23 protein-coding genes, 3 pseudogenes and 2 riboswitches are annotated in these 22,017 nt (G+C 35.9%); of the genes and pseudogenes, 11 read left to right on the forward strand and 15 right to left on the reverse strand.

The window, feature by feature from the left end:
• Positions 1-12 precede the first annotated feature (12 nt).
• From ORL93_RS06885 to ORL93_RS06895, 3 genes are all read right to left on the reverse strand, one after another.
• Positions 13-1,188, reverse strand: coding sequence for an acetyl-CoA C-acetyltransferase (locus tag ORL93_RS06885; protein ID WP_003199883.1), 1,176 nt, complete (start codon positions 1,186-1,188; stop codon positions 13-15).
• A gap of 141 nt (positions 1,189-1,329) precedes the next feature.
• Positions 1,330-1,779: an NUDIX hydrolase gene (locus ORL93_RS06890; protein WP_003208272.1), complete on the reverse strand. Its 450-nt coding sequence runs from the start codon at positions 1,777-1,779 to the stop codon at positions 1,330-1,332.
• A 120-nt stretch (positions 1,780-1,899) separates the two neighbouring features.
• On the reverse strand, positions 1,900-2,193 hold the full coding sequence (locus tag ORL93_RS06895) for a DUF3928 family protein (RefSeq protein ID WP_003199881.1): 294 nt from the start codon (positions 2,191-2,193) through the stop codon (positions 1,900-1,902).
• Between the two features lie 307 nt (positions 2,194-2,500).
• Here ORL93_RS06895 and ORL93_RS06900 point away from each other — a divergent pair, with 307 nt between their 5' ends.
• Positions 2,501-3,118: an ImmA/IrrE family metallo-endopeptidase gene (locus tag ORL93_RS06900; protein ID WP_018780856.1), complete on the forward strand. Its 618-nt coding sequence runs from the start codon at positions 2,501-2,503 to the stop codon at positions 3,116-3,118.
• Positions 3,119-3,256: 138 nt separating this feature from the next.
• Here ORL93_RS06900 and ORL93_RS06905 read toward each other — a convergent pair.
• Both ORL93_RS06905 and ORL93_RS06910 read right to left on the reverse strand, forming a co-directional pair.
• A pseudogene (locus ORL93_RS06905) lies at positions 3,257-3,626 on the reverse strand (HAAS domain-containing protein); the annotation flags it as partial.
• A pseudogene (locus tag ORL93_RS06910) lies at positions 3,575-3,955 on the reverse strand (PadR family transcriptional regulator). The pseudogenes ORL93_RS06905 and ORL93_RS06910, both read right to left, overlap by 52 nt.
• Before the next feature lie 134 nt (positions 3,956-4,089).
• Here ORL93_RS06910 and ORL93_RS06915 point away from each other — a divergent pair.
• The gene (locus ORL93_RS06915; RefSeq protein ID WP_003199877.1) at positions 4,090-4,866 is read left to right on the forward strand and encodes a 3-hydroxybutyrate dehydrogenase; all 777 of its coding nucleotides are present in this window, start codon (positions 4,090-4,092) and stop codon (positions 4,864-4,866) included.
• A 44-nt stretch (positions 4,867-4,910) separates the two neighbouring features.
• Here the strand turns inward: ORL93_RS06915 and ORL93_RS06920 are convergent, their stop codons facing one another.
• The 4 genes and pseudogenes from ORL93_RS06920 to ORL93_RS06935 form a co-directional block, all read right to left on the reverse strand.
• Positions 4,911-5,072, reverse strand: coding sequence for a YvrJ family protein (locus tag ORL93_RS06920; RefSeq protein WP_097794360.1), 162 nt, complete (start codon positions 5,070-5,072; stop codon positions 4,911-4,913).
• A 317-nt stretch (positions 5,073-5,389) separates the two neighbouring features.
• A pseudogene (mtnA, locus tag ORL93_RS06925) lies at positions 5,390-6,397 on the reverse strand (S-methyl-5-thioribose-1-phosphate isomerase).
• Positions 6,394-7,575 (reverse strand): S-methyl-5-thioribose kinase, encoded by a 1,182-nt coding sequence (gene mtnK / locus ORL93_RS06930; protein ID WP_097794361.1) that lies wholly within the window; start codon positions 7,573-7,575, stop codon positions 6,394-6,396. The pseudogene mtnA and the gene mtnK overlap by 4 nt, the downstream one beginning before the upstream one ends.
• Positions 7,576-7,665: 90 nt before the next feature.
• Positions 7,666-7,807: riboswitch (SAM riboswitch) on the reverse strand.
• A 74-nt stretch (positions 7,808-7,881) separates the two neighbouring features.
• Positions 7,882-8,748: a carbon-nitrogen family hydrolase gene (locus tag ORL93_RS06935; protein WP_097794477.1), complete on the reverse strand. Its 867-nt coding sequence runs from the start codon at positions 8,746-8,748 to the stop codon at positions 7,882-7,884.
• A gap of 14 nt (positions 8,749-8,762) precedes the next feature.
• Between ORL93_RS06935 and ORL93_RS06940 the strand changes: the two genes are divergently transcribed.
• The 6 genes from ORL93_RS06940 to ORL93_RS06965 all read left to right on the forward strand — a co-directional run bounded on the left by ORL93_RS06940 (position 8,763) and on the right by ORL93_RS06965 (position 13,808).
• Complete coding sequence (locus ORL93_RS06940; protein ID WP_097794362.1) at positions 8,763-9,953, forward strand: pyridoxal phosphate-dependent aminotransferase; 1,191 nt, start codon at positions 8,763-8,765, stop codon at positions 9,951-9,953.
• A 52-nt stretch (positions 9,954-10,005) separates the two neighbouring features.
• Positions 10,006-10,111, forward strand: a riboswitch (SAM riboswitch).
• A 64-nt stretch (positions 10,112-10,175) separates the two neighbouring features.
• Positions 10,176-11,420: a 2,3-diketo-5-methylthiopentyl-1-phosphate enolase gene (gene mtnW / locus ORL93_RS06945; protein ID WP_097794363.1), complete on the forward strand. Its 1,245-nt coding sequence runs from the start codon at positions 10,176-10,178 to the stop codon at positions 11,418-11,420.
• The gene (locus tag ORL93_RS06950) at positions 11,417-12,076 is read left to right on the forward strand and encodes a 2-hydroxy-3-keto-5-methylthiopentenyl-1-phosphate phosphatase (RefSeq protein ID WP_097794364.1); all 660 of its coding nucleotides are present in this window, start codon (positions 11,417-11,419) and stop codon (positions 12,074-12,076) included. Before mtnW ends, ORL93_RS06950 begins: the two co-directional genes overlap by 4 nt.
• Positions 12,073-12,711 carry a methylthioribulose 1-phosphate dehydratase gene (locus ORL93_RS06955; RefSeq protein ID WP_097794365.1) on the forward strand — a complete coding sequence of 213 codons (639 nt, stop codon included), beginning with the start codon at positions 12,073-12,075 and terminating at the stop codon, positions 12,709-12,711. Before ORL93_RS06950 ends, ORL93_RS06955 begins: the two co-directional genes overlap by 4 nt.
• Positions 12,689-13,201: a cupin domain-containing protein gene (locus ORL93_RS06960; protein WP_097794366.1), complete on the forward strand. Its 513-nt coding sequence runs from the start codon at positions 12,689-12,691 to the stop codon at positions 13,199-13,201. The genes ORL93_RS06955 and ORL93_RS06960 overlap by 23 nt, the downstream gene beginning before the upstream one ends.
• Positions 13,202-13,532: 331 nt before the next feature.
• Entirely contained in the window at positions 13,533-13,808 is a 276-nt protein-coding gene (locus tag ORL93_RS06965) for a hypothetical protein (protein ID WP_003199868.1), read from the forward strand.
• A 137-nt stretch (positions 13,809-13,945) separates the two neighbouring features.
• Here ORL93_RS06965 and ORL93_RS06970 read toward each other — a convergent pair whose 3' ends face one another.
• From ORL93_RS06970 to ORL93_RS06985, 4 genes are all read right to left on the reverse strand, one after another.
• Positions 13,946-14,278 (reverse strand): DUF3909 family protein, encoded by a 333-nt coding sequence (locus ORL93_RS06970; RefSeq protein WP_003199867.1) that lies wholly within the window; start codon positions 14,276-14,278, stop codon positions 13,946-13,948.
• A gap of 4 nt (positions 14,279-14,282) precedes the next feature.
• Positions 14,283-15,161 (reverse strand): NAD(P)-dependent oxidoreductase, encoded by an 879-nt coding sequence (locus ORL93_RS06975; RefSeq protein ID WP_097794367.1) that lies wholly within the window; start codon positions 15,159-15,161, stop codon positions 14,283-14,285.
• 4 nt (positions 15,162-15,165) lie between these two features.
• Positions 15,166-16,296, reverse strand: a complete 1,131-nt coding sequence (locus ORL93_RS06980; protein ID WP_265958822.1) for a serine hydrolase — start codon at positions 16,294-16,296, stop codon at positions 15,166-15,168.
• Between the two features lie 91 nt (positions 16,297-16,387).
• Entirely contained in the window at positions 16,388-17,680 is a 1,293-nt protein-coding gene (locus ORL93_RS06985; RefSeq protein WP_265958823.1) for a GGDEF domain-containing protein, read from the reverse strand.
• 365 nt (positions 17,681-18,045) lie between these two features.
• Here ORL93_RS06985 and ORL93_RS06990 point away from each other — a divergent pair, with 365 nt between their 5' ends.
• The 3 genes from ORL93_RS06990 (at position 18,046) to ORL93_RS07000 (ending at position 19,843) form a co-directional block, all read left to right on the forward strand.
• Positions 18,046-18,663, forward strand: coding sequence for a nitroreductase family protein (locus tag ORL93_RS06990; protein WP_003199861.1), 618 nt, complete (start codon positions 18,046-18,048; stop codon positions 18,661-18,663).
• Between the two features lie 223 nt (positions 18,664-18,886).
• Positions 18,887-19,105: a hypothetical protein gene (locus tag ORL93_RS06995; protein ID WP_003200003.1), complete on the forward strand. Its 219-nt coding sequence runs from the start codon at positions 18,887-18,889 to the stop codon at positions 19,103-19,105.
• Positions 19,106-19,477: 372 nt separating this feature from the next.
• A complete protein-coding gene (locus ORL93_RS07000) occupies positions 19,478-19,843 on the forward strand; it encodes a DUF3915 family protein (RefSeq protein ID WP_098160334.1) in 366 nt (121 codons plus the stop codon).
• Positions 19,844-19,941: 98 nt separating this feature from the next.
• Here the strand turns inward: ORL93_RS07000 and ptsP are convergent, their stop codons facing one another.
• A complete protein-coding gene (gene ptsP, locus ORL93_RS07005; RefSeq protein WP_003199999.1) occupies positions 19,942-21,654 on the reverse strand; it encodes a phosphoenolpyruvate--protein phosphotransferase in 1,713 nt (570 codons plus the stop codon).
• Positions 21,654-21,917: a phosphocarrier protein HPr gene (gene ptsH, locus ORL93_RS07010; RefSeq protein WP_000411078.1), complete on the reverse strand. Its 264-nt coding sequence runs from the start codon at positions 21,915-21,917 to the stop codon at positions 21,654-21,656. Before ptsH ends, ptsP begins: the two co-directional genes overlap by 1 nt.
• Positions 21,918-22,017: the final 100 nt, after the last annotated feature.

Below are 22,017 nucleotides of genomic sequence, written 5' to 3' on the forward strand. Positions count from 1 at the left end.
GCTCCTTCTTTTTTATAGTGCTTCTATAAATAACGCTACTCCAATGCCACCACCGACACAAAGAGATGCAATTCCTTTTTCTAAACCTCGTCTTTTTAATTCGTGAATTAAACTTACCGTAATACGTGCACCTGTGCAACCAATTGGATGTCCAAGTCCAACACCACTTCCGTTGACATTTACTTTCTCACGATTTAAGCCAAGTTCCTTCTCAACCGCTAAGTATTGTGCAGCAAAGGCTTCATTGATTTCCAATAAATCAGCATCTTCTAATGACCAATTTACTTTCTCTAAACCTTTACGAATTGCTGGTGCTGGACCAATCCCCATAATCTTCGGATCTACCCCAGCTACAGAATAACCAACAATTCTAGCTAATGGTTGTAAGCCTTTCTCCTTAGCCTTTTCTTCACTCATTAATACTAAAACTGCACTTCCATCATTAATACCCGAGGAATTCCCTGCAGTTACTGATCCACCTTTACGAAATGCTGGCTTTAGCCCCGCCAATTTTTCTGCTGTAATATCTGCACGTGGATGTTCATCTTTTGAAAATACTACTTCTTTTCTACGCTCTTTTATTGTAATAGGAACAATTTGCTCATCAAAATAGCCTGATTCAATTGCCTGAAGCGCTAATTGATGGCTACGCAGCGCAACTTCATCTTGTTCCTCCCTTGTAATCTCATATTGTTCAACTAAATTTTCCGCTGTTTCGCCCATCATAATATGATGCAACGGATCTTCTAAAACTTCCCACACCGTATCACGAATTTCTCCGTGCTGAAGACGTTGTCCCCAGCGGTGCTGTTTCAATGCATAAGGGCTTGAGCTCATCGCTTCTACTCCACCTGCAACAACAACTTCACTTACGCCTAATTGTATTTGCATTGCCGCTGACATAATCGCTTGCATACCTGAAGAACATTGACGCTGGATCGTATAACCTGTAACTGTATCTGGAAATCCTGCTGCTAATGCAGCTGTTCGCGCTGTATTCGCCTCATCTGTTCTTTGAATACAATGACCTAAAATCACTTCATCAACTTCATGTGGTTCCACTCCGCCTCTTTTTACAGCTTCCTGAAGTACAGGAACAGCTAATTCCACTGGTGTTACATTTTTTAATGCTCCTCCAAAAGTTCCAATTGGTGAACGAACTGCAGCTGTAATGACAACATTATGCATCTTGCACTTGCCCCTCTCTTATGTACCCTAGTAAGTTTTTGGATGGTATAACATAAGATGTATATCTGCATTTATCATACTACAAATATACCAAAAAAATCAAAATATTTAATATAATAAAAATAGGAGGAATATTCCCTCCTATTCTGTTAGTGCATATAAAAATTTTTGTAAAATTTTCTCTGTTGTTTTATTTAAATTTGGCAACTTTTCAGCAGGAAAATATCGAAGGTCCAACCCTTCTTCATCAAGCTTTATTTCTCCGCTCACATAATGTGCTTGATATAGATGAATCACATTATAAATTTCATCCCCATTTGGATAACGATAATATACATCTTTCCCAGAAAGAACACCAAGAAACTGCAACATCTTCGCTTCTAACCCAGTTTCTTCAAATAGCTCTCGTCGAGCCGTTTCTTCCGTCGTTTCTCCTAGTTCCATCGCGCCACCTGGTACACCCCAATCATATGTATCCGAACGATATTGAAGCAATACCTCTTGTTTTTCGTTTAAAATAATCACAGCTGCTCCTACAAGAATGAGCGGCCTTGTACCAACTGATTTTCGTAATTCTTCAATATACCCCATTATATAAACTCTCCTTTCCTCTCCTTCCTTATCATAGCAAAATTCCTTATTTTTTTGTGTGATGTGAAAAAATATTCCTACTAACAAAAAAAGGAAGCATCCGCTCCCTTTTCATTACATTTATTTTCGAAAACTTTCATATTTAACTGCTTCAAATGCTTTTTCAATCTCTTCATTTCGATAATGAACGTATGTAAAGCGCCCTAATTCTACTAACCGAGCGATTTCTTGTAATGTTTTTTGCTGCTCATATGTCTCTTCAATCGTTACCTGTACATAAAATTTCATAAGTGGATGTTCATATAAAGACTCTCCAACTTCCACATATACATCCTTCACCCCTTGAACCACCTTTACATAACTTGCAAACTGGTAAACAGCTTCTCGGTCTGATACAATTTTTAATGTATACATACATTCTCCCCCTTTCTTTTACTATAGCAGAATAAATAACATATAATGTAATTAAACTATGAATATTTTTCGACTTCTTTTACTCATTCTTATATTCCGTTCTGCATTAATCTATATTTTGCTTGTCAGTCAAAAAAACAGCTATCAATAAACAAATTACACCAATGTACCTTTTCTCAATTTATATAAATATTGGATTTTTTCAATTTATTAAAATACATCCCTTTATAGGGTTTATATCCATACATAGTACTTTCCCGTCACATACAGTATAGCAATAGACTGTTTTCCATTTGAGGTGTTTCTAATGGATCCATACGTAAATATATGTATTTGCATTACTCCAGGCTCCGATATTACAGACGACCGTATTGCAAAAGACTTAGCAGTCGCCGAATCAATATGGCAGCCAATTTCATTTCAAATTAAAGACGTTATTATACTAAATGAATCATTTAGATTTCACGATGGTGAAATTAGTTATATTGATTCTATCCAAATCCAACCAAAAGTTTCTTCTTTTTTTAACACTTGCTCATCACGAATTCCAAATTGTGACATTTATATTTGTTATATTGGAAGCAATTATTTTAAAGAGCAATCCGTAATTGCATGTGCCTATTCATTCGTTATAAACCAAATCCTCACAGGTTATATCATCCTTACTAACGCCGCTTCTCCTATGAAAAATATATATACGCTTGCTCATGAAATTGGTCATATTTTATTCACACGACGTATAGAAGGGAAACTTACACATGCTGACCCTCACTCGCAAACCGGCTCTGAACATCACCCTTCTTCCACAAACCTCATGTATCCAATTGTACCTCGTCCTGATCAAGTACACATTGATTCTTTATTAACAAAAGAACAGCGAGCATTATCTTTACAAAGTTCTTTATTACACAAAGAAAAACAGTAACCCATTCGTTACTGTTTAAAATAAAATATTCCAGTCTATATGCCCAATACCGGCCACAAAGAAAAGGCGATCCTATATATTCACTTTTCTTGTCTCTAATTTTGTATAAATCATTACAAGAACAAATAAAATAGCTAATTTTATAAACCCTATCCGAAAAGCCATTTTACGGGAAGCTATATTAGGTGCTACAAGTGCGATCATTCATGCCATACCCAATACATTGAACGAATGAAATCTGTAATGGCCCGTTATCATTTACAATTAAAATGGAAGCAATAACCCAAAATACAACAATATTCATCACTGTATATCCGATTTGTTTCCCGCTCTCTCTTCGATCTTTTTCCATTACCCGAACAAGCTCATTTACATATACTTTCGGTGAGCTTCCAAAAATATCCTCTATACTTTCCCCATCATTCTCACCTTCAATTAAGTGTAGTTCTGCATCTTCTAAAAAACTCTCAATATCACTTTCTTTGATAACCTTTGCCGCCAAAAAGATTCGCGCCTCCCCTTTCCTTTCAGCAAACGCCCTACACTACTTTGCATCGCTTCCCAGCGATCCATAAATTCATCCAGTGTATCTTCACCTTTTTATGTTAATATATAATATTTTCGCTTTGGACCAGATGGAGATTCCTTCATTGTACTTGTTATTAGCCCTGCCTTTTGCATCCATATTAATAACGGATAAATACTTCCTTCACTTGTCATTGTGAAACCATACTTGGCTAGCTTTTCACTCATTTCATAGCCATATATTTCGCCTTCAGAAATAATGGCAAGGAGACCTCCTTCTAAAATCCCTTTCAGCATTTGACTTGTCGACATGATCCAAATCCTCCCTCTATCTTGTTATGCAAGATAGATAACCACATTTTTCCCAAAATCTTTGCAGGATTTTCGTTACACCTCCTCTAAATAGAGCAATAAGATAAATTCTATATAAAGGGGTGTTTTTCATTGTGGTTACAAATCGTGTTGTCTTTTTAACAGGTGCTGCAAGTGGTATTGGTTATGAAATGGGAAATGCATTTGCAAAAGAAGGAGCACAAGTGGTCATTAGTGATCGCCTTGAAGATCGTGCAAAGGAAGCTGCCGAACAGTTGCGCAAGGAAGGATATGAGGCAATCGGTCTAAGATGTGATGTTACATCTGAACAAGAAATATCAGAAGCTATTTCTGAAACTATTACTAATTTCGGCTCACTTGATGTGTTAATAAATAATGCTGGTATGCAACACGTCTCACCAATTGAAGAATTTCCAACCGATAAGTTTGAACTTCTTATTCAAATCATGCAAATTGCGCCGTTCATTGCAATAAAACATGCGTTTCCAATTATGAAAAAACAAAAGTATGGACGAATTATTAATATTGCATCTATTAACGGTCTTGTCGGATTTGCTGGAAAGGCTGCCTATAATAGTGCCAAACACGGTGTGATTGGTTTAACAAAAGTTGCTGCCTTAGAAGGAGCTGTACACGGCATTACTGTAAATGCTCTTTGCCCAGGCTATGTTGATACGCCTCTTGTCAGGAATCAACTCCAAGATTTAGCGACAACACGAAACGTTCCACTAGAAAGAGTATTAGAGGATGTCATCTATCCCCTCGTACCTCAAAAACGATTGCTAGCTGTTCAGGAAATTGCCGATTATGCTTTATTTTTAGCAAGTGAAAAAGCAAAAGGAATAACCGGCCAAGCAGTTGTTATTGATGGGGGTTATACGACGCAATAATCTTTGTTACAAAAGGCTTTGCTCATTGAGAGCAAAGCCTTTTGTCATTTTGTTTCGTGCGGAGCTTCATACTTTGTCATCTGTTGTGGTAATTTCTCAATTGCAACAATTACACCATCTAATTTACTTTCAATACGATGCAGTAAATATAATGTCACAACAATTGGAAATCCAACATTACCGATCATAGATATCCATTCCCCCATCTATTTCCCCTTCTTTCTTTTAAATAAATAAGCAAAAGAAAGGAAATTGGGCAATAAAAAAACAAGCTACTGTATATTATATATATCCCTTTTAATTTTCCGACATATAAGTCGCAGTTATGAAAACAAAAGAAGTTCTCCACTCATTTTCTCCTTCTATTTTCATATGGCATGGGGCTAAAAAAGGCATTGACCGCCCTACCCATAGGCGGATGCTCTCTTTCACCTAAAAGGAATGGCTTTATGTCGGTCTTTCAATGCGTATTTATATAGCTTGTTTTCTCAAATAATGAAGCAATCTCTACGGCATAATCTCCTTATAGAATTCCTTTTTCAGTAATAATTCCAGTAATTAGATCATGAGGAGTTACATCAAATGCAGGATTATAAACACCGACTCCCTCGGGAGAAATTTGTTTTCCAAAAATCTTTGTAACTTCAGTCTCATCTCGTTCTTCAATTACAATTTCAGCACCAGTTTTTTTCGTAATATCAAATGTAGAAAGTGGAGCAGCAACGTAGAAAGGAATATGAAAATATTTTGCTAGTATAGCTAAATTCAAGGTTCCTATTTTATTTGCTGTATCACCATTTGCGACAATTCGATCTGCTCCTACAATAATAACAGAAATATTTTTTGTTCGGATAGCATGTGCCGCCATATTGTCCGTAATGAGCGTTACATCAACACCAGCTTGTTGCAATTCCCATGTAGTAAGACGTGCTCCTTGCAAAACAGGTCTTGTTTCACATGCATAAGCTCGTAAATTCACCCCACGCTCTTTTCCAATATAAAATGGAGCTAGCGCTGTTCCATAACGAGCAGTAGCAATACTTCCGGCGTTACAAATCGTTTAAATATGGTCACCATCTTTAAACCTAGTTAAAGCATGCTCTCCAATACTACGACATATATTTTCATCTTCTTGCTGAATTTTAAGTGCTTCCTCTTCTAATATTTTTCTTGCTTCTTTTATTGTTGTTGCTTGCTTAATAGAAGCTGACATGCGATCAATTGCCCAAAATAAATTAACAGCTGTCGGACGTGAAGTTGCCAAATAATCACAATCACTTTTAAACTTTTTTTCAAATTCAGTGATATTCGTAACATTATATTTTTTTACTGCAAGTGCTAATCCAAAAGCAACTGTAATACCAATTGCAGGTGCCCCGCGCACTTCTAACATAACAATACTTTTCCACACATCTTCAATAGTGTTCAACGTTTTATATTCTACAACATGCGGTAACCGCGTTTGATTTAATAATGCAATAGAATCTCCTTTCCAACTTATAGAACGCGGAACGGCAACTGTTGTGTTCATGCTTTTACCCCTCCCAAAACACTATCTTGAAATAACGTTTGGAACAATCTAGCATTCGCACCTGTCGTTTCATGTAATAATAACTCTCGACCTAAATATAATGCATGCTTTTTAGCTTGAATTCTTCTATTCTTATCCTTAATTCCATCTAAATCTACTACATGCGCTAATCCAATTGTTCGACGAATGATTTCACAACCAGCAAATCCAACTGCATCAGCAAAAATATTTTGTAGTACAATCGCAAGCCATCGTTTCTCCTTTGTATATGGTTCTACCCCTTCTAGTACCCATAGCTTTGTAAATACTTCTACAAAATTACTCCATGTTTTTTCAATATGATAGAATAAAATATTTCGTTTCTCGTCTTCTCTTGATAGTGCATTCAACAATAAATTTGCAATAAATTGACCAAGGTCAAATCCAAGCGGTCCAAATGTTGCAAACTCCGGATCAATCACCTTCGTTTCAGAAGGTGATGAAAAAATACTACCTGTATGTAAATCACCATGAATTAACGCTTCTTTTCTAGTTAAAAATTTATATTTATACTGCGCTACCTGTAATTTTAATTTCTTATCACACCAAAGTTCATCTAAGACAGGTTGCAATTCTTTCTCATAATCGTTTGTTTCATAGTTTCCAAACGGATCTGTAAACACAAGATCTTCTGTAATTTTACAAAGATCAGGATTTACAAACTTTCCGTCTAACACCCTTTTCTCTTCTGCTGGTAGGCCAAAATCTGACGTATAGAACAAAACATGTGCTAAAAAACGTCCAATATGCTGAGATAAAAGCGGATAGTCTTCCCCTTCACTCAATCCTTTACGAGTAATTGTAAGAGTTGACAAATCTTCCATTACTGTCACAGCTAACTCTTCATCATGACCATATACTTTCGGAACGTATTCTGGTACATATTTTGCAAAAACTTGTAATGCTTGACTTTCAATTGTGGCTCTACTTAACGAAAGTGGCCAGCTTTCTCCAACGACTTTTGCATATGGAAGAGCCTGTTTTACGATAATACCGCGTTCTCCATCATGGAGCCTAAATACATAATTTAAATTTCCATCTCCTATTTCATGACAAGTTACCTTTGCCTTTTTCTCAAAGTATCCATGCTCTTTTACATATTGAACTGCTGTTTCTTCTGTTAATGAACGATATCCCATTTTCTTATCCCCCTTTTTTAATTCAGAGGTTTTTCATCATACGAAAAACCTCTTTCCATGAAGAAAGAGGTTTGAAGTTCAGCTTCTCCCCTCTTATCTGTCAGAAAGCTATCCTTTCTGCTGGAATTAGCACCGTGCCTTTTTGGCGCATAAACGCCCCATCTCACAATGGTATTACGGTCGGTTGCTGGGTTTCATCGGGCCAAATCCCTCCACCTGCTCTTGATAAGAGTTGCATGATTTATTTGAATTTTTAACTTTCTGCTACAGACTATAACAAGAATAAAAATCATTTGTCAATATTTTTTATTTATATAATTCTGGACGTCGATCAGTAAAGACAGGAATTCCCTTACGTACTTCCTTAACTTTTTCTAAATTTAGCTTCCCATGTAAAATAGATTCTTCTTCTCCTGCTTCTACTACAATTTCTCCCCATGGATCAACAATAAGAGAATGTCCAGCAAACATATTATCCGGATCCTCTCCTGCTCTATTACATGCAACCACATAACATTGATTTTCTACCGCTCTCGCTTGAAGAAGTAAACGCCAATGGGCTAAGCGAACAAGCGGCCATTCTGCTACAACGAATAATACATTTGCCCCTCTTACAGTATGAACACGCATCCATTCTGGAAAACGAATATCGTAACAAATTGTCCCCCCGCACTGCACATCATCTAACGTGAACTCACCGGTTCCATCACCAGCTATTAAATACTTATGTTCGTCCATTAACTGGAACAAATGTACTTTACTATATTCATTTCGCACTTCACCTTCGCGATTCACAACATACATCGTATTCGTAACACCTTGTTTTGTTTGCTTTGCAACAGAACCCCCAACAATATTCACCACAAATTGCTTCGCCCATTCTGATAGAAGTTCTTTCGTTTGTATTCCTCCTTCATCTGCAATTTCAGGAAGTCGTTTTAAATCATAACCAGTCGTCCAAAGTTCTGGTAATACAATAACGTCTGGTTTTCTTTGCATCGCTTCTCCTATTTTTTTCTTTGCATTTTCAATATTTGTGTTCACATCGCCAAAAGCAATATCCATTTGAATACATGCGACTTTCATTTTATCCGCCCCATTTTCAATTATTTTTTCTTTACAAAAACTTGGAAAGGTTATATCATTTGTCACTAGAATTGTAACAACTTTCAAAAGAGGTGGAAAGTATGAAACATTTTCAACCTTCCGAGATTGTAACATCCTTACCAACACAGTTTTTCGCTTCACTTGTTGCAAAAGTTAACAAAGTGGTTGAAGCAGGTCACGATGTTATCAATCTAGGGCAAGGTAATCCAGATCAACCAACACCGCCGCATATCGTAACAGCTTTACAACGTGCAGCAGAAAAAGCAATTCATCATAAATATCCGCCATTTCGTGGACATGAAAGCTTAAAAACAGCCGTTGCAACGTTCTATGAACGTGAATATGGAGTCAAAGTAAACCCTAAAACAGAAGTTGCTGTTTTATTTGGCGGAAAAGCAGGGCTGGTTGAATTACCGATTTGTTTTACAAATCCTGGCGATCCAATTCTTGTACCCGATCCAGGATATCCTGACTATTTATCAGGTGTCGCTTTAGCAAAAGCAAAATTTGAAACGATGCCGTTATTAGCAGAAAATGATTTCTTACCAGATTACACTAAAATCGATGATACTATTGCCAAACAAGCGAAATTGATGTTTTTAAATTATCCTAACAATCCAACTGGTGCTGTCGCATCAAAAGAGTTCTTTGAGGAAACAATTACATTTGCAAATGAAAATGATATTTTAGTGGTTCATGACTTTGCTTATGGAGCAATTGGTTTTGATGGTAACAAGCCAACTAGCTTCTTACAAGCAAATGGCGCGAAAGATGTTGGCATTGAAATTTATACATTATCAAAAACATTTAATATGGCTGGTTGGCGCATCGCCTTTGCTATCGGTAACGAAAGTGTAATTGAAACAATCAATTTATTGCAAGATCATATGTATGTCAGCATTTTTGGCGCTGTACAAGAGGCTGCTCGTGAGGCACTATTAAGTTCACAATCTTGTGTAACTGAACTAGTTGATCGCTATGAATCTAGAAGAAATGCCCTTATTTCAGCTTGTCAATCAATCGGCTGGAATGTAGTCGCACCAAAAGGCTCTTTTTTCGCTTGGTTTCCCGTTCCCCATGGTTTTTCATCTGAACAGTTTGCCGATGTATTACTAGAACAAGCACATGTAGCAGTTGCACCTGGAGTCGGGTTCGGCAAACATGGCGAAGGCTACGTTCGTATTGGATTATTACATACAGAAGAGCGACTACAAGAAGCTGTTCAACGAATCCAGAAATTAAAAATTTTCAAAAAACCATTGACATTCTAAAAAAACTCTGTCAAAATTCAGATATCATAAAAATTCAAATATTTCTAAATACTTCTTATCAAGAGCAGGTGGAGGGACGAGCCCGACGAAACCCGGCAACCGATCTACAATTGTAGGCACGGTGCTAATTCTCGCAGCATTACGCTGACAGATAAGGAGCTGGTTGTAAAAAAACCTCTCCTTAGCTGAGAGGTTTTTTTATTTAACTAGGAGGTTATAAAAATGAGTGGAATAACAGCAACCTATTTAATCCATGATGATTCTCATAATTTAAACCAAAAAGCAGAACAAATTGCTCTCGGTTTAACAATTGGTTCATGGACTCATTTACCACACTTATTACAAGAACAATTAAAACAACATAAAGGCAATGTCATTCATGTAGAACAATTAGAAGAACAAGAGCATGTAAATACGTATCTCGGAAAAAAAGCGACACGTGGACTCATTAAAATTCATTATCCATCACTAAATTTCAGCCCTGATTTACCAGCTATTTTGACAACAACATTTGGAAAATTATCACTAGATGGCGAAGTTAAACTGATTGATTTAACATTTTCAGATGACTTAAAAGAACATTTCCCTGGTCCTAAATTTGGCATTGGGGGCATTCGAAATCTCTTACAAATTCACGACCGTCCACTTCTGATGAGCATTTTCAAAGGAATGCTTGGACGCAATATAGGATATTTAAAAACACAGCTCCGTGATCAAGCAATTGGTGGTGTAGATATTGTAAAAGATGATGAAATTTTGTTTGAAAATCCATTAACACCGCTCACAAAACGAATTCATTCTGGAAAAGAAGTGTTACAGTCTGTATACGAAACATATGGTCATAAGACTTTATATGCAGTGAATTTAACAGGACGTACATATGATCTTAAAGAAAATGCAAAACGTGCCGCCACAGCTGGTGCAGATATTCTTCTGTTCAATGTATTCTCGTATGGATTAGATGTATTGCAATCACTTGCGGAAGATGATGATATATCGATTCCAATTATGGCACATCCTGCTGTAAGCGGCGCATACGCTTCATCGGAATTATATGGACTTTCTTATCCATTGCTACTTGGAAAGCTACTTCGTTATGCTGGTGCAGATTTCTCTTTATTTCCATCACCATACGGCAGTGTTGCATTAGAAAAAAAAGAAGCTCTTCTTATTACAAGTAAACTAACTAAAAAAGATCAATCTTTAAAACGAAGCTTTCCTGTTCCATCAGCTGGTATTCACCCTGGTTTTGTTCCGTTTATCCTTCGTAATTTTGGCAAGGATGTTGTCATTAACGCAGGTGGTGGTATTCATGGTCACCCAGCTGGAGCGCAAGGCGGTGGAAAAGCATTTCGAGCAGCAATTGATGCCACTTTGCAAAGAACACCATTGCATGAAGTAGATAACACTGATTTACATGCTGCACTGCAATTATGGGGGAATCCATCACGTGGGGTGAAACTATGAGTCTTCAAATTTTTTGTGACTTCGATGGTACGATTACGAACAATGATAATATCGTTGCGATTATGGAAAAATTCGCTCCACCAGAAGCCAAAACGATTAAACAAAAAATTCTATCACAAGAACTTTCTATTCAAGAAGGTGTAGGGGAATTGTTTTCTCTTTTACCTACAAGTTTACAAGATGACATCACTACTTTTATAAAAGAAACAGCGGTGATTCGGGCTGGATTCCAAGAGTTTGCACAGTTTGCCCAAACAAATCAGATTTCACTTCATATTATATCAGGAGGAATGGATTTTTTCGTCTATCCTCTTCTCAAAGGACTAATCAGCCCAGACCATATTTATTGCAATACGACTGATTTTTCAGGGGAAACAATTAAAGTAAACTGGCCTCACCCTTGCGATGAACATTGTAAAAACAACTGCGGTCTTTGCAAATCAACGCTAATTCAGCAATTAAGTTCAAACGGTGATTTTAACATTGTAATTGGAGATTCGATTACAGATTTACAAGCAGCAAAACTGGCTGATAAAGTATTCGCTCGTGATTTTCTCATTACAAAATGCCAAGAACATCAAATTTCCTATACAGCATTTGAAACGTTTTATGACATACAGACAGAAGTTCAGCAATTGTTGGAGGTGATAAAATGAGACAACTTTTTCGTCAATGGGAAGAATTGAGTAAATTAAAGAAAGAATTAACGGATCGCAACTGGTTTCCTGCTACAAGTGGAAACATTTCAATAAAAGTGAGTAACACTCCAATGACCTTTCTTATTACAGCAAGCGGAAGAGATAAAACGAAAACAACACCTGATGATTTTCTATTAGTTGATCAAACTGGAAAGGCTGTTTTAGAAACCGATTTACGCCCTTCAGCAGAAACATTGCTACACACTCATATTTATAATCATACAGAAGCTGAATGTGTCTTACATGTCCATACAATTGATAACAATGTAATTACAAACGTATACGACAAAGAAATCTCATTTTCTAATCAAGAAATCATTAAAGCTCTTAATATATGGGAAGAAGGAGCCACTATCAAAATTCCAATTATTGAAAATCACGCTCATATTCCAACGTTAGGAGAAGATTTCCGAAAACATATTTATGATGATGCTGGAGCTATATTGATTCGCAACCATGGCATTACCGTTTGGGGAAAAGATAGCTTTGATGCAAAGAAAAGATTAGAAGCATATGAGTTTTTATTCCAATTTCATATAAAACTATTATCAATTCAAGGAGGCGTTTCACATGGCGCAAATTCGTATTCATGAAATAAATACCCATATTGAAAATGAACAGGAAGTAAAGCAATTTTTACATGGAGAAGGCGTTTTATATGAAAAATGGAATATTTCAAAACTTCCTACTCATTTAAAAGAAAACTACTCCTTAACTGATGAAAACAAAAAAGAAATTTTAACAGTATTTTCCAACGAAATCACCGATGTTTCAGAACGTCGAGGTTATAAAGCACAGGATGTTATTTCCCTTTCAAATGCAATACCTAACCTCGATGAGTTATTAATTAACTTTAAACAAGAGCATCATCATACTGATGATGAAGTTCGCTTTATCGTCAGTGGGCATGGTATCTTTGCTATCCAAGGCAAGGATGGTCGCTTCTTCGATGTTGAACTTGAGCCTGGTGATCTAATTTCTGTACCTGAAAATGCAAGACATTATTTCACATTACAAGATGATCACCAAGTTGTAGCTATTCGTATTTTCGTTACAACAGAAGGCTGGGTTCCTATTTATTAAGGTAGTTAGTTGAATAAAAGGGATTGGATCCCCTTTTCCTTCCTTTTATTTACTCTACATATATACATCCTCCTATGGAACAGGCTTATTTCACGAATATGAAATAAGCCTGCTTTTTTATTTTCTCTCGCCTTGCAATATCTCCTGATGGATGAGGATTCATCATCAAGGGGGAATGGTCCCTCATGATATTTTTCATTTTATCAAGTATGTTTCTCAATAAATTTTGAACATTTTTTGAACTTTTTCTGAAAATTCTGTTTAAATTATGATATAATACAAATAATAGAAAATGAATTGAACAGAAAACCGCAAAAAGAGGAGGAAGAACATGAATTTAATTATAGCACTTATACTTGGGGTTACTTGTGGAGCTATTCCTGCTATTCTCGGGGCAATTATGGAGGAATTAGAAATCGGTATGTTAGGTTTTGTCGCATCTTCTGTAAGCGCTTTACTTTTTGGTTTGTACGGTGCTATACCTATCGCTATTCTCTTTGCATTATATATATTACGTCACGCTCGTACAAAGCAATTTAGTCGCAATCATATGGCCAAAATCATTCCATTTCCAATCGAACGCTCTCGTCGTGCTTCTAGCTTATAATCCCATTACATTGTATCTCACATTTTTATATCCTCACAATACATCTACCTTAATACAACCTGCCTTTATCAAAATTAGCTTCCAATTTTCCTAAAAAATATATTAAACAAAATAAAAAGTCCTCAAACGAGGACTTTTTATTTATTATCTTCCAAAAACTGAAATAGTTCTTGTAAGTGAAGAGCATCTTCTCCGTAGCTAACAGATACATAACATACTCCATCAATTTCAGCATGCATATAAAGGTCAATACCTTCCCGATCATACTTTAAAGCTAAATAAAATTCCATTTCTTCTAACATCTTCTTTGATGTTCGAATCACGTAATGGCCGCTTTCATCACGTCCATATTCAAATGTTGGCTCAAAATCATACTTTTGTTTAAATGCTGCTTGTTGCTTATCATTGATTGGCATACAAGTCGCACGCTGTACAGCATCAATCATCCCGTCAAACTTTTCTAAATTCATCACATTACTCCCTTATATATTTCTTATACAACACCTGTGTGCCACTATCCTCTTCTCCCTCTTCTATTAATTCATCATATAGCTCTTTTGCTAGAGCTAATCCAGGTACAGGTAACTTTAACTTTTCAGCTTCATCTAACGCAATTTTTATATCCTTCATAAAATGTTTCACATAAAATCCTGGTGCAAAGTCCTCTTTTAACATACGTGGAGCTAAATTACTTAATGACCAACTACCAGCTGCTCCAGTTGAAATACTTTGTAGTACTTTCTCTGGATCTAAACCTGCTTTCTTTGCATACGCTACCGCTTCACAAACACCTATCATATTCGATGCAATTGCAATTTGATTACACATCTTTGTATGCTGTCCACTTCCCGCTGGCCCTTGTAACTGAACGTTCTCTCCTAGTTTTTCAAACACAGGGAGACATACTTCATATACTTCTTGCTCTCCACCAATCATAATAGCAAGTCTGCCTTCTTTTGCTCCAATATCCCCTCCTGATACCGGAGCATCTAGCGTATGTACACTCTTTTTCTTTCCAGCTTCATATATACGTTTTGCTAACGTCGGTGTAGAGGTTGTAAAATCAATTGCAATTGTCCCTTCATTTGCATGTTCCAGAATTCCCTCTGTTCCAAAATAGATTTCTTCTACATCATGCGGATATCCTACCATCGTCATAACAACATCTACATTCTCCACCAATTCTTTTGGTGAATCACACCAATGTGCCCCTTCTTTTAATAAGGAAGTTGCTTTTTCTTTCGTACGGTTATACACATATACTGTATAACCACCTTGTAATAAATGATGTACCATACTTTTCCCCATAACACCTGTACCGATAAAACCAATTGATGAAATTACTTGTTTCATCTACTCATCCCCTTTGTTCTAATAAGTCGCTGACCATCTTCCGAAATTCCTTATTAAAATCATCATTTATGCCATTTTGCACATTTGAAAATAAAACAACAAACGTTCCCTTATCTTTATTAAAGTTATTAAATGTATTCCACCCAGCAACTACACCATGGTTATGAAAATAATCGGGATATATATAGAAACTAAATGCATATTTCTTTTCGGATGATGGTGTAAACATCACTTGTATACTTTTCTCTGAAAGAAGTTTTCCATTTATAATTGCTTCATCTAACTTCTTCATATCCCCAACTGTAGTATACATCTCACCACAGCCATATAGCCAGTTCATTGCTAATTTTGGTGCTGGTACAAGTACATTGTCTTTCTTTTTGTACCCTTGCGTGAAATGTTGCTCTCCTGGCACCATATTTCCCATACCTGATTCATGCATGTCCGCTCGTGCAAATATATTTTCCTTTACATATTCTCCTAAAGGCTTTTTAGATATATTTTCTATAATATAAGCAAGCACCATATAATTATAGTCACTGTATTTCCAACCAGTTCCTGGCGGAAAGGCTACTTGCTGCTTTCCAATCCAAGTAACCAAATTCAAACGTGATGCAGCATTCATTTTTCCCTTTCCCTTCTCTGGTAAACCAGAAGTATGTGTTAGAAGATGGTATAATGTGATATTTTTATCTGCTGGAAATAAAGGTATATATTTATTTACATTGTCCTGAATATTTAACTTTCCCTGCTCTTGCAACTGTAAAATCGATGTTGCCACAACAGTCTTAGTAATGGAACCAATGCGATATTTTGTTTGTGGTGTATTTTCAATTTTACTTTGAACATCTGCATATCCATACCCTTTATTCAGCACAACACGATCTTTATCTGTGACAAGAACCGTTCCATTAAAATCTTTATCTTTTAAATATTGATCTAACTTTTGTGCCACACTAGCATAATCAATTGGCGGTTCCTTTTTTTCTTCTAAATTATCCTGTAACTCAGACTCGACAGAAGGAGTTGCCTTCGAAGTTAGTGCTTCTTGCTTCTTGGGTATATAAAAAAAGTAATACACACTTCCACATACTATAAAGCAAATCAAGACCATAATAATCATTTTTTTTATCATTCAAAAACCTCCGCAGTTACTTCCTTATAAATGGCCCCTCTTTCTATTATCGAGTAACAGAAAAAAATCGCAACACTTTGTTGCGAAAAAATCACATTTTTTCTTTTCTATATAAACGTACTTGGTTTTTGCCATTTTTTTTCGCTTCATATAAAGCAATATCTGCTCGCTGTATCAATTCTTCTTTTGTCATTCCTTGCTCATATAAAGCAACTCCAAAACTTGCGGTTAATTTTGAAATGCTAGAGAATTGTTTCGTTTCAATAAAAAAACGTAGCGATTCAGCAACTTGGAAAGCCTCTTTTTCTGTTGTATTTATTACTAATATAATAAATTTCTCTCCACCCCACCGCGCGAAAATATGTTGGGATGCTATTTTAGATTTCATCAGTTCGGCTAACTGAATTAATGCTAAATCACCAAAATCATGTCCATATGTGTCGTTCACTTTTTTAAAATCGTCTATATCAAAAAGAATAAGCGCCATCGTTTGATTTACTCGTTTCTCACTTTTCCATTTTTCTTCTAATAATTGTTGAAACTTCAAACGGTTGTATATTTCTGTTAAAGAATCAATTGCAGCAAGCTGTTCTTGCTCTTGATATAATTCATCTAATTCCGTAATATCTGTACACTTAACAATAAACCTAGACAAATCTTCCGGTACAGGTGTAGCACGTAATAAAAAAACAAATGCTTCGCCTTCATGACTATACATTTTTATTTTTCTCGCTTGCGCTAAAGAATCATCAAGCCAAGTTATATCGTGATTTGTTGCGTAATATCCATGTTCTTGAATAAAATGTTCCGCAAATACCATATGATTCTCATGATATGAAAATAAATTTTCATATCCAAAAAAACTCAAAAAGTTCGTATTACAGTCGACGATCTCATCATCTTCTACAATGAATAATAAATCATTTTGAAAATCAAACATCATTTGAAGAAGCTCTTGTTGAATAGTCACTTGTTGCAATAGTGATAATTGATAGAGACTTTTGTTTACCTCTTCCAGCACAACCTGTGGTGTAACAGGAGCTATAACAATATTTCGTACTCCTATTGTAAGCAACTCTACAAATTTTGAAGTCACCGGCTGATCCCAGATAACAATAAAAGAACTCATCGAATTATATATGTGTTTTATACACTCTACTTGTGCACCATTCGACACATAAATGATCACAATTTGTGGTCGCACTTTTTCAAATAACATTTCCCCTTCTTCAAAACTATTTGCTATAAACATACATTTTGGATGTATATCATCAACCGTATACTGGTGATTACATCCTTCTTCTATATAAAGTACATTTACATGGAGATCCTGTAATACATTTTGAAAAACCGTATTCTCTAATAAAAAATGTAGTATGTTCACCACTGGTCTTCACTCACTTCATATATCCTGTTCTACTGAATTCTTCACTTTCCTTTTCTATAAGGGGCCGTTATCAAAAGAACTCGATTGGTGAGGGCTGTGCATCAGCAGGAACAAAGAACTCTCCCACTGACAGGAGCTTCACTTTACATATTTCTTCTTGATCTGCGAATCATCTTTTTATTGTATGACTACATGAATGACAGCGATTGTACGAATGTCCCCTTTTTCTTCTATTCTCAACAACTTGACAATTAAAATAAAGATATTATATTCTTTTACAGTGATAACTTACAAAATGTAAGTACAAAATTGTTACATATGGTATTTTTTTATAAATCCACATAAAACTTAGGAGGCATATTATGACACAGCAAGATTTCTTTACTGTTCTATATGAACGAACATCTAATCGTGCATTCAATTCTGAAAAAGAAATTTCAAAAGAGGAATTACAAGAAATTTTGAAAGCAGCTGGTCAAGCACCATCAGCTTGGAACTTACAACATTGGAAGTTTCTTGTTTTCCAAGGTAAAGATGTACAAAGCCGTTTACATCCAATCGCTTATAATCAACAACAAATTCTTGATGCTTCTGCAGTAGTCGCTATTTTAGGTGATCTAGAAGCAAATAAAAACATCGATTCTGTATATGGACCTATCGTAGAGCAAGGATTTATGAAAGAAGAAGCTAAAGAACGTTTGGCACAAAATATTGAATCTGCATATAAGCGTGAACAATATCCACGAGATGCAGCCTTCTCTAATGCATCCTTAGCCGCAATGCAACTTATGCTTGCAGCTAAGGCAACTGGCTGGGACACTTGTGCAATCGGTGGATTTAACCCACAAGCACTAATGGAAGAATTTAATGTTTCTTCTCGTTATGTACCTATCATGCTAATTACAATTGGTGAATCTACATTAAAAGGACATCCAGCACCACGTATGAATGTCGAACAAGTAACGGAATGGGCAAAGTAAACAGCCCCACAATAACATAAAAAAAACGAAGGGTATCTCCCTTCGTTTTTTTATGTTATTTCTTTGTAATATTCCAACATATATGAACAGTAGTTTATTTCTCTATCCCCTTTAAAATCACAGTATTTTGTCGAATTTTGTTATACAATGAAATATAAAGGATGTATTTTTGTTACAATTATGATACAATAGTAACAAATAGATAACAAGAGAGGGATTTTCATTGAATTCATATGGAAGCTTTATTGCATTTTTAAGCTATGCCGTAACTGTACTGCTTCTATACTTTATTGGAGATGCCACAAATATTACAATGCTACAATTCCCAAAAGAAAAAGCACTCCAGCTAGAAGAAGGATTACATATCTCACAGTCTATCGTACCATTACTGTTGGCTCTTCCCGTATATGCAATCGTTTTATATAAAAGTAAAAAAGTGTAAAGGATACCTCGTTATAAATAAAGGTATCCTTTTCTATGTATCCAGTTATGCGTGGATAGTAAGACTCACCTAAAGATTTTTATTGATTCAAAGATGATCATAACCAGTGGGGGTCTTACTGCTCTCAAATAGCGGGATCAATAAGGAAAAACTACCCGTGAATTTCAGATCCTTGAATAAAGAAAAAAAACAATAATAAAGGTTTCGACCTCCCTCCCCCTGTCATTTATCCTTATCCAAATACCATTAAGTAACAAATACCCATCTAGTTATTTAAAATAAGAAAATATCCCAGTAAAAATTCCACGTTCGGTCCAATCACCACATATACAACTTACATACATTATAAGTGTGAAGGGGGTGATGAGAATTATGTTTGGATCTTTTGGATGTCGTGAAGATTTTAGAGAATGTCATCGTGGTCATTGCTGTGATCGTGATCGTGAAAGAGAAAGAGAAAGAGAAAGAGAAAAAGAAAAAGAAAAAGAAAGACACCATGTATGTAATGTCCTTAGACACATTGCAATCGGAACAGAAATTTCTCTTTTAACTATTAAAGGTAACGTTACTTTCAGAAATGTTATTTTTGAAGGGTTTTCTAACGGCGTTGCTCTTTTCTCCGCTTTAAATACGGGAGATGACAAAGATAATAAAGATGATAAAAATAACATGAACACAAGTAAATTCACAGGTATTTTACGTGTTTGCCCAGAGGATATCATAGCAATCGCTATCTAATTCTGCTTCGTATCCTCAAAATCATAAAAATCAAATCTAAATTTAGTATATAAAAAAACCTGAGACCGATTTCAATCGACTCAGGTTTTCTTTTATTATTAGATGCTTTTAACTAATTCAACAACTTCTTCAGCAGTTGACATTGTTAATGCTTTTTGTGCTAACTCTTCCATTTGTGCTTTTGACAACTTGCTTAGTTGTGTTCTTGCAGGAAGGATAGATGTTGCACTCATACTGAATTCATCTAATCCTAATCCAAGTAGTAACGGGATTGCAAGTGAATCTCCTGCCATCTCACCACACATACCAGCCCATTTTCCTTCTTTATGAGCAGCATCGATAACCATTTTTACAAGGCGTAAAATAGATGGATTATACGGTTGGTATAAGTAAGATACACGTTCATTCATACGGTCTGCAGCCATTGTGTATTGGATTAGGTCGTTTGTTCCGATAGAGAAGAAATCAACTTCTTTTGCAAACTGATCTGCTAATACTGCAGAAGCGGGAATTTCTACCATCATACCTACCTCAATAGCATCAGAAACAGTTGTACCAGCTTGAACAAGTCTTTCTTTCTCTTCTAATAAAATTGCTTTTGCTTGACGGAATTCATCAAGAGTTGCAATCATTGGGAACATAATTTTTAAATTACCATATACGCTTGCACGAAGTAATGCACGAAGTTGTGTACGGAACACATCTTGTTCTTCAAGGCATAAGCGAATCGCACGGTAACCTAAGAATGGGTTCATTTCTTTTGGTAAATGTAAGTATGGAAGCTCTTTATCTCCACCGATGTCAAGTGTACGAACAACAACTGGTTGATCTGCTTTTACACCTTCAAGAACTGCTTTATATGCTTCGAACTGCTCTTCTTCTGTTGGAAGATTGTCACGACCCATATATAAGAATTCTGTACGGTATAAACCAACGCCTTCTCCACCATTGTCGATGATACCTTGTACATCATTTGGTGTTCCGATGTTTGCAACAAGCTCAACATGATGCCCATCACTTGTTACAGTTGCTTGATCTTTTAATTTCGCCCATTCAACTTTTTGTTCTTCGAATTTTGCTTTCTTTTCTTCGAAAGTACGAAGCGTTTCTTCAGATGGATTTACAATTACTTCTCCATCTAGACCGTCGATAATTACGATATCGCCGTTTTGGATTTTCTCCATAACAACTTTCGTACCAACAACAGCTGGAATTTCCATAGAACGAGCCATAATTGCAGAGTGAGATGTACGTCCACCAATATCAGTCGTGAAACCTTTTGCATAGTTACGGTTTAATTGTGCTGTATCAGATGGTGTTAAATCTTCAGCAATAATAATTACTTCTTCAGAAATCGTACTTGGATTTGAGAAGTTAATTCCTAGTAAATGTGCAAGAACGCGTTTTGTTACGTCGCGAATATCCGCTGCACGCTCTTTCATATATTCATTATCCATGTTTTCAAACATAGTAATGAACATTGTTGCAACTTCGTCCATTGCAAATTCAGCATTTACTTTTTCATTATTTACTTTATCTTTTACTGGATTTACTAGTTCTGGATCATTCAATACTAGTAAATGTGCTTCAAAGATAGCAGCTTTATCAGCACCAAGCTCAGCAAAAGCATGGTCTTTAATTGCTTCTAGTTCAGATTTTGCTTTCTCAAGCGCAGCGTCTAAGCGTACAATTTCTGCAGCTTCGTTCGTAATCGTTTTCTTTTCAATGTTAAATTCAGGATTCTCAAGTCTGAAAGCCTTCGCAATAGCAATCCCACTTGATGCAGCGATCCCTTGAATGTTAAGAGTCATTATTCTCCTAATCCTTCGTTTTTCATAGTTTCTTCGATAGCTGCTAGTGCTTGAGCTGCATCATCACCATTTGCAGTGATTTTAATTTCTGCGCCTTGTTGAATACCTAAAGACATAACACCCATGATTGATTTTAAGTTAACGTTTTTACCGTTATACTCTAAGTTAATATCAGCACCGAATTTGCTTGCAGTGTTTACAAGTAGAGTTGCTGGACGAGCATGAATCCCTGAGTCGCTAGTTACTTTAAAGATTTTTTCCATAATAATCTATCTCCTTTAAATACAGTATTTTTTCGGTTGTATAGACGTGAGTACTACATCATCTATTGTATATAATAGGCGATGTTCGGTCAACCACATC

The sequence above is a fragment of the Bacillus sp. DHT2 genome (assembly GCF_026241455.1).
GTDB lineage: Bacteria > Bacillota > Bacilli > Bacillales > Bacillaceae_G > Bacillus_A > Bacillus_A pseudomycoides.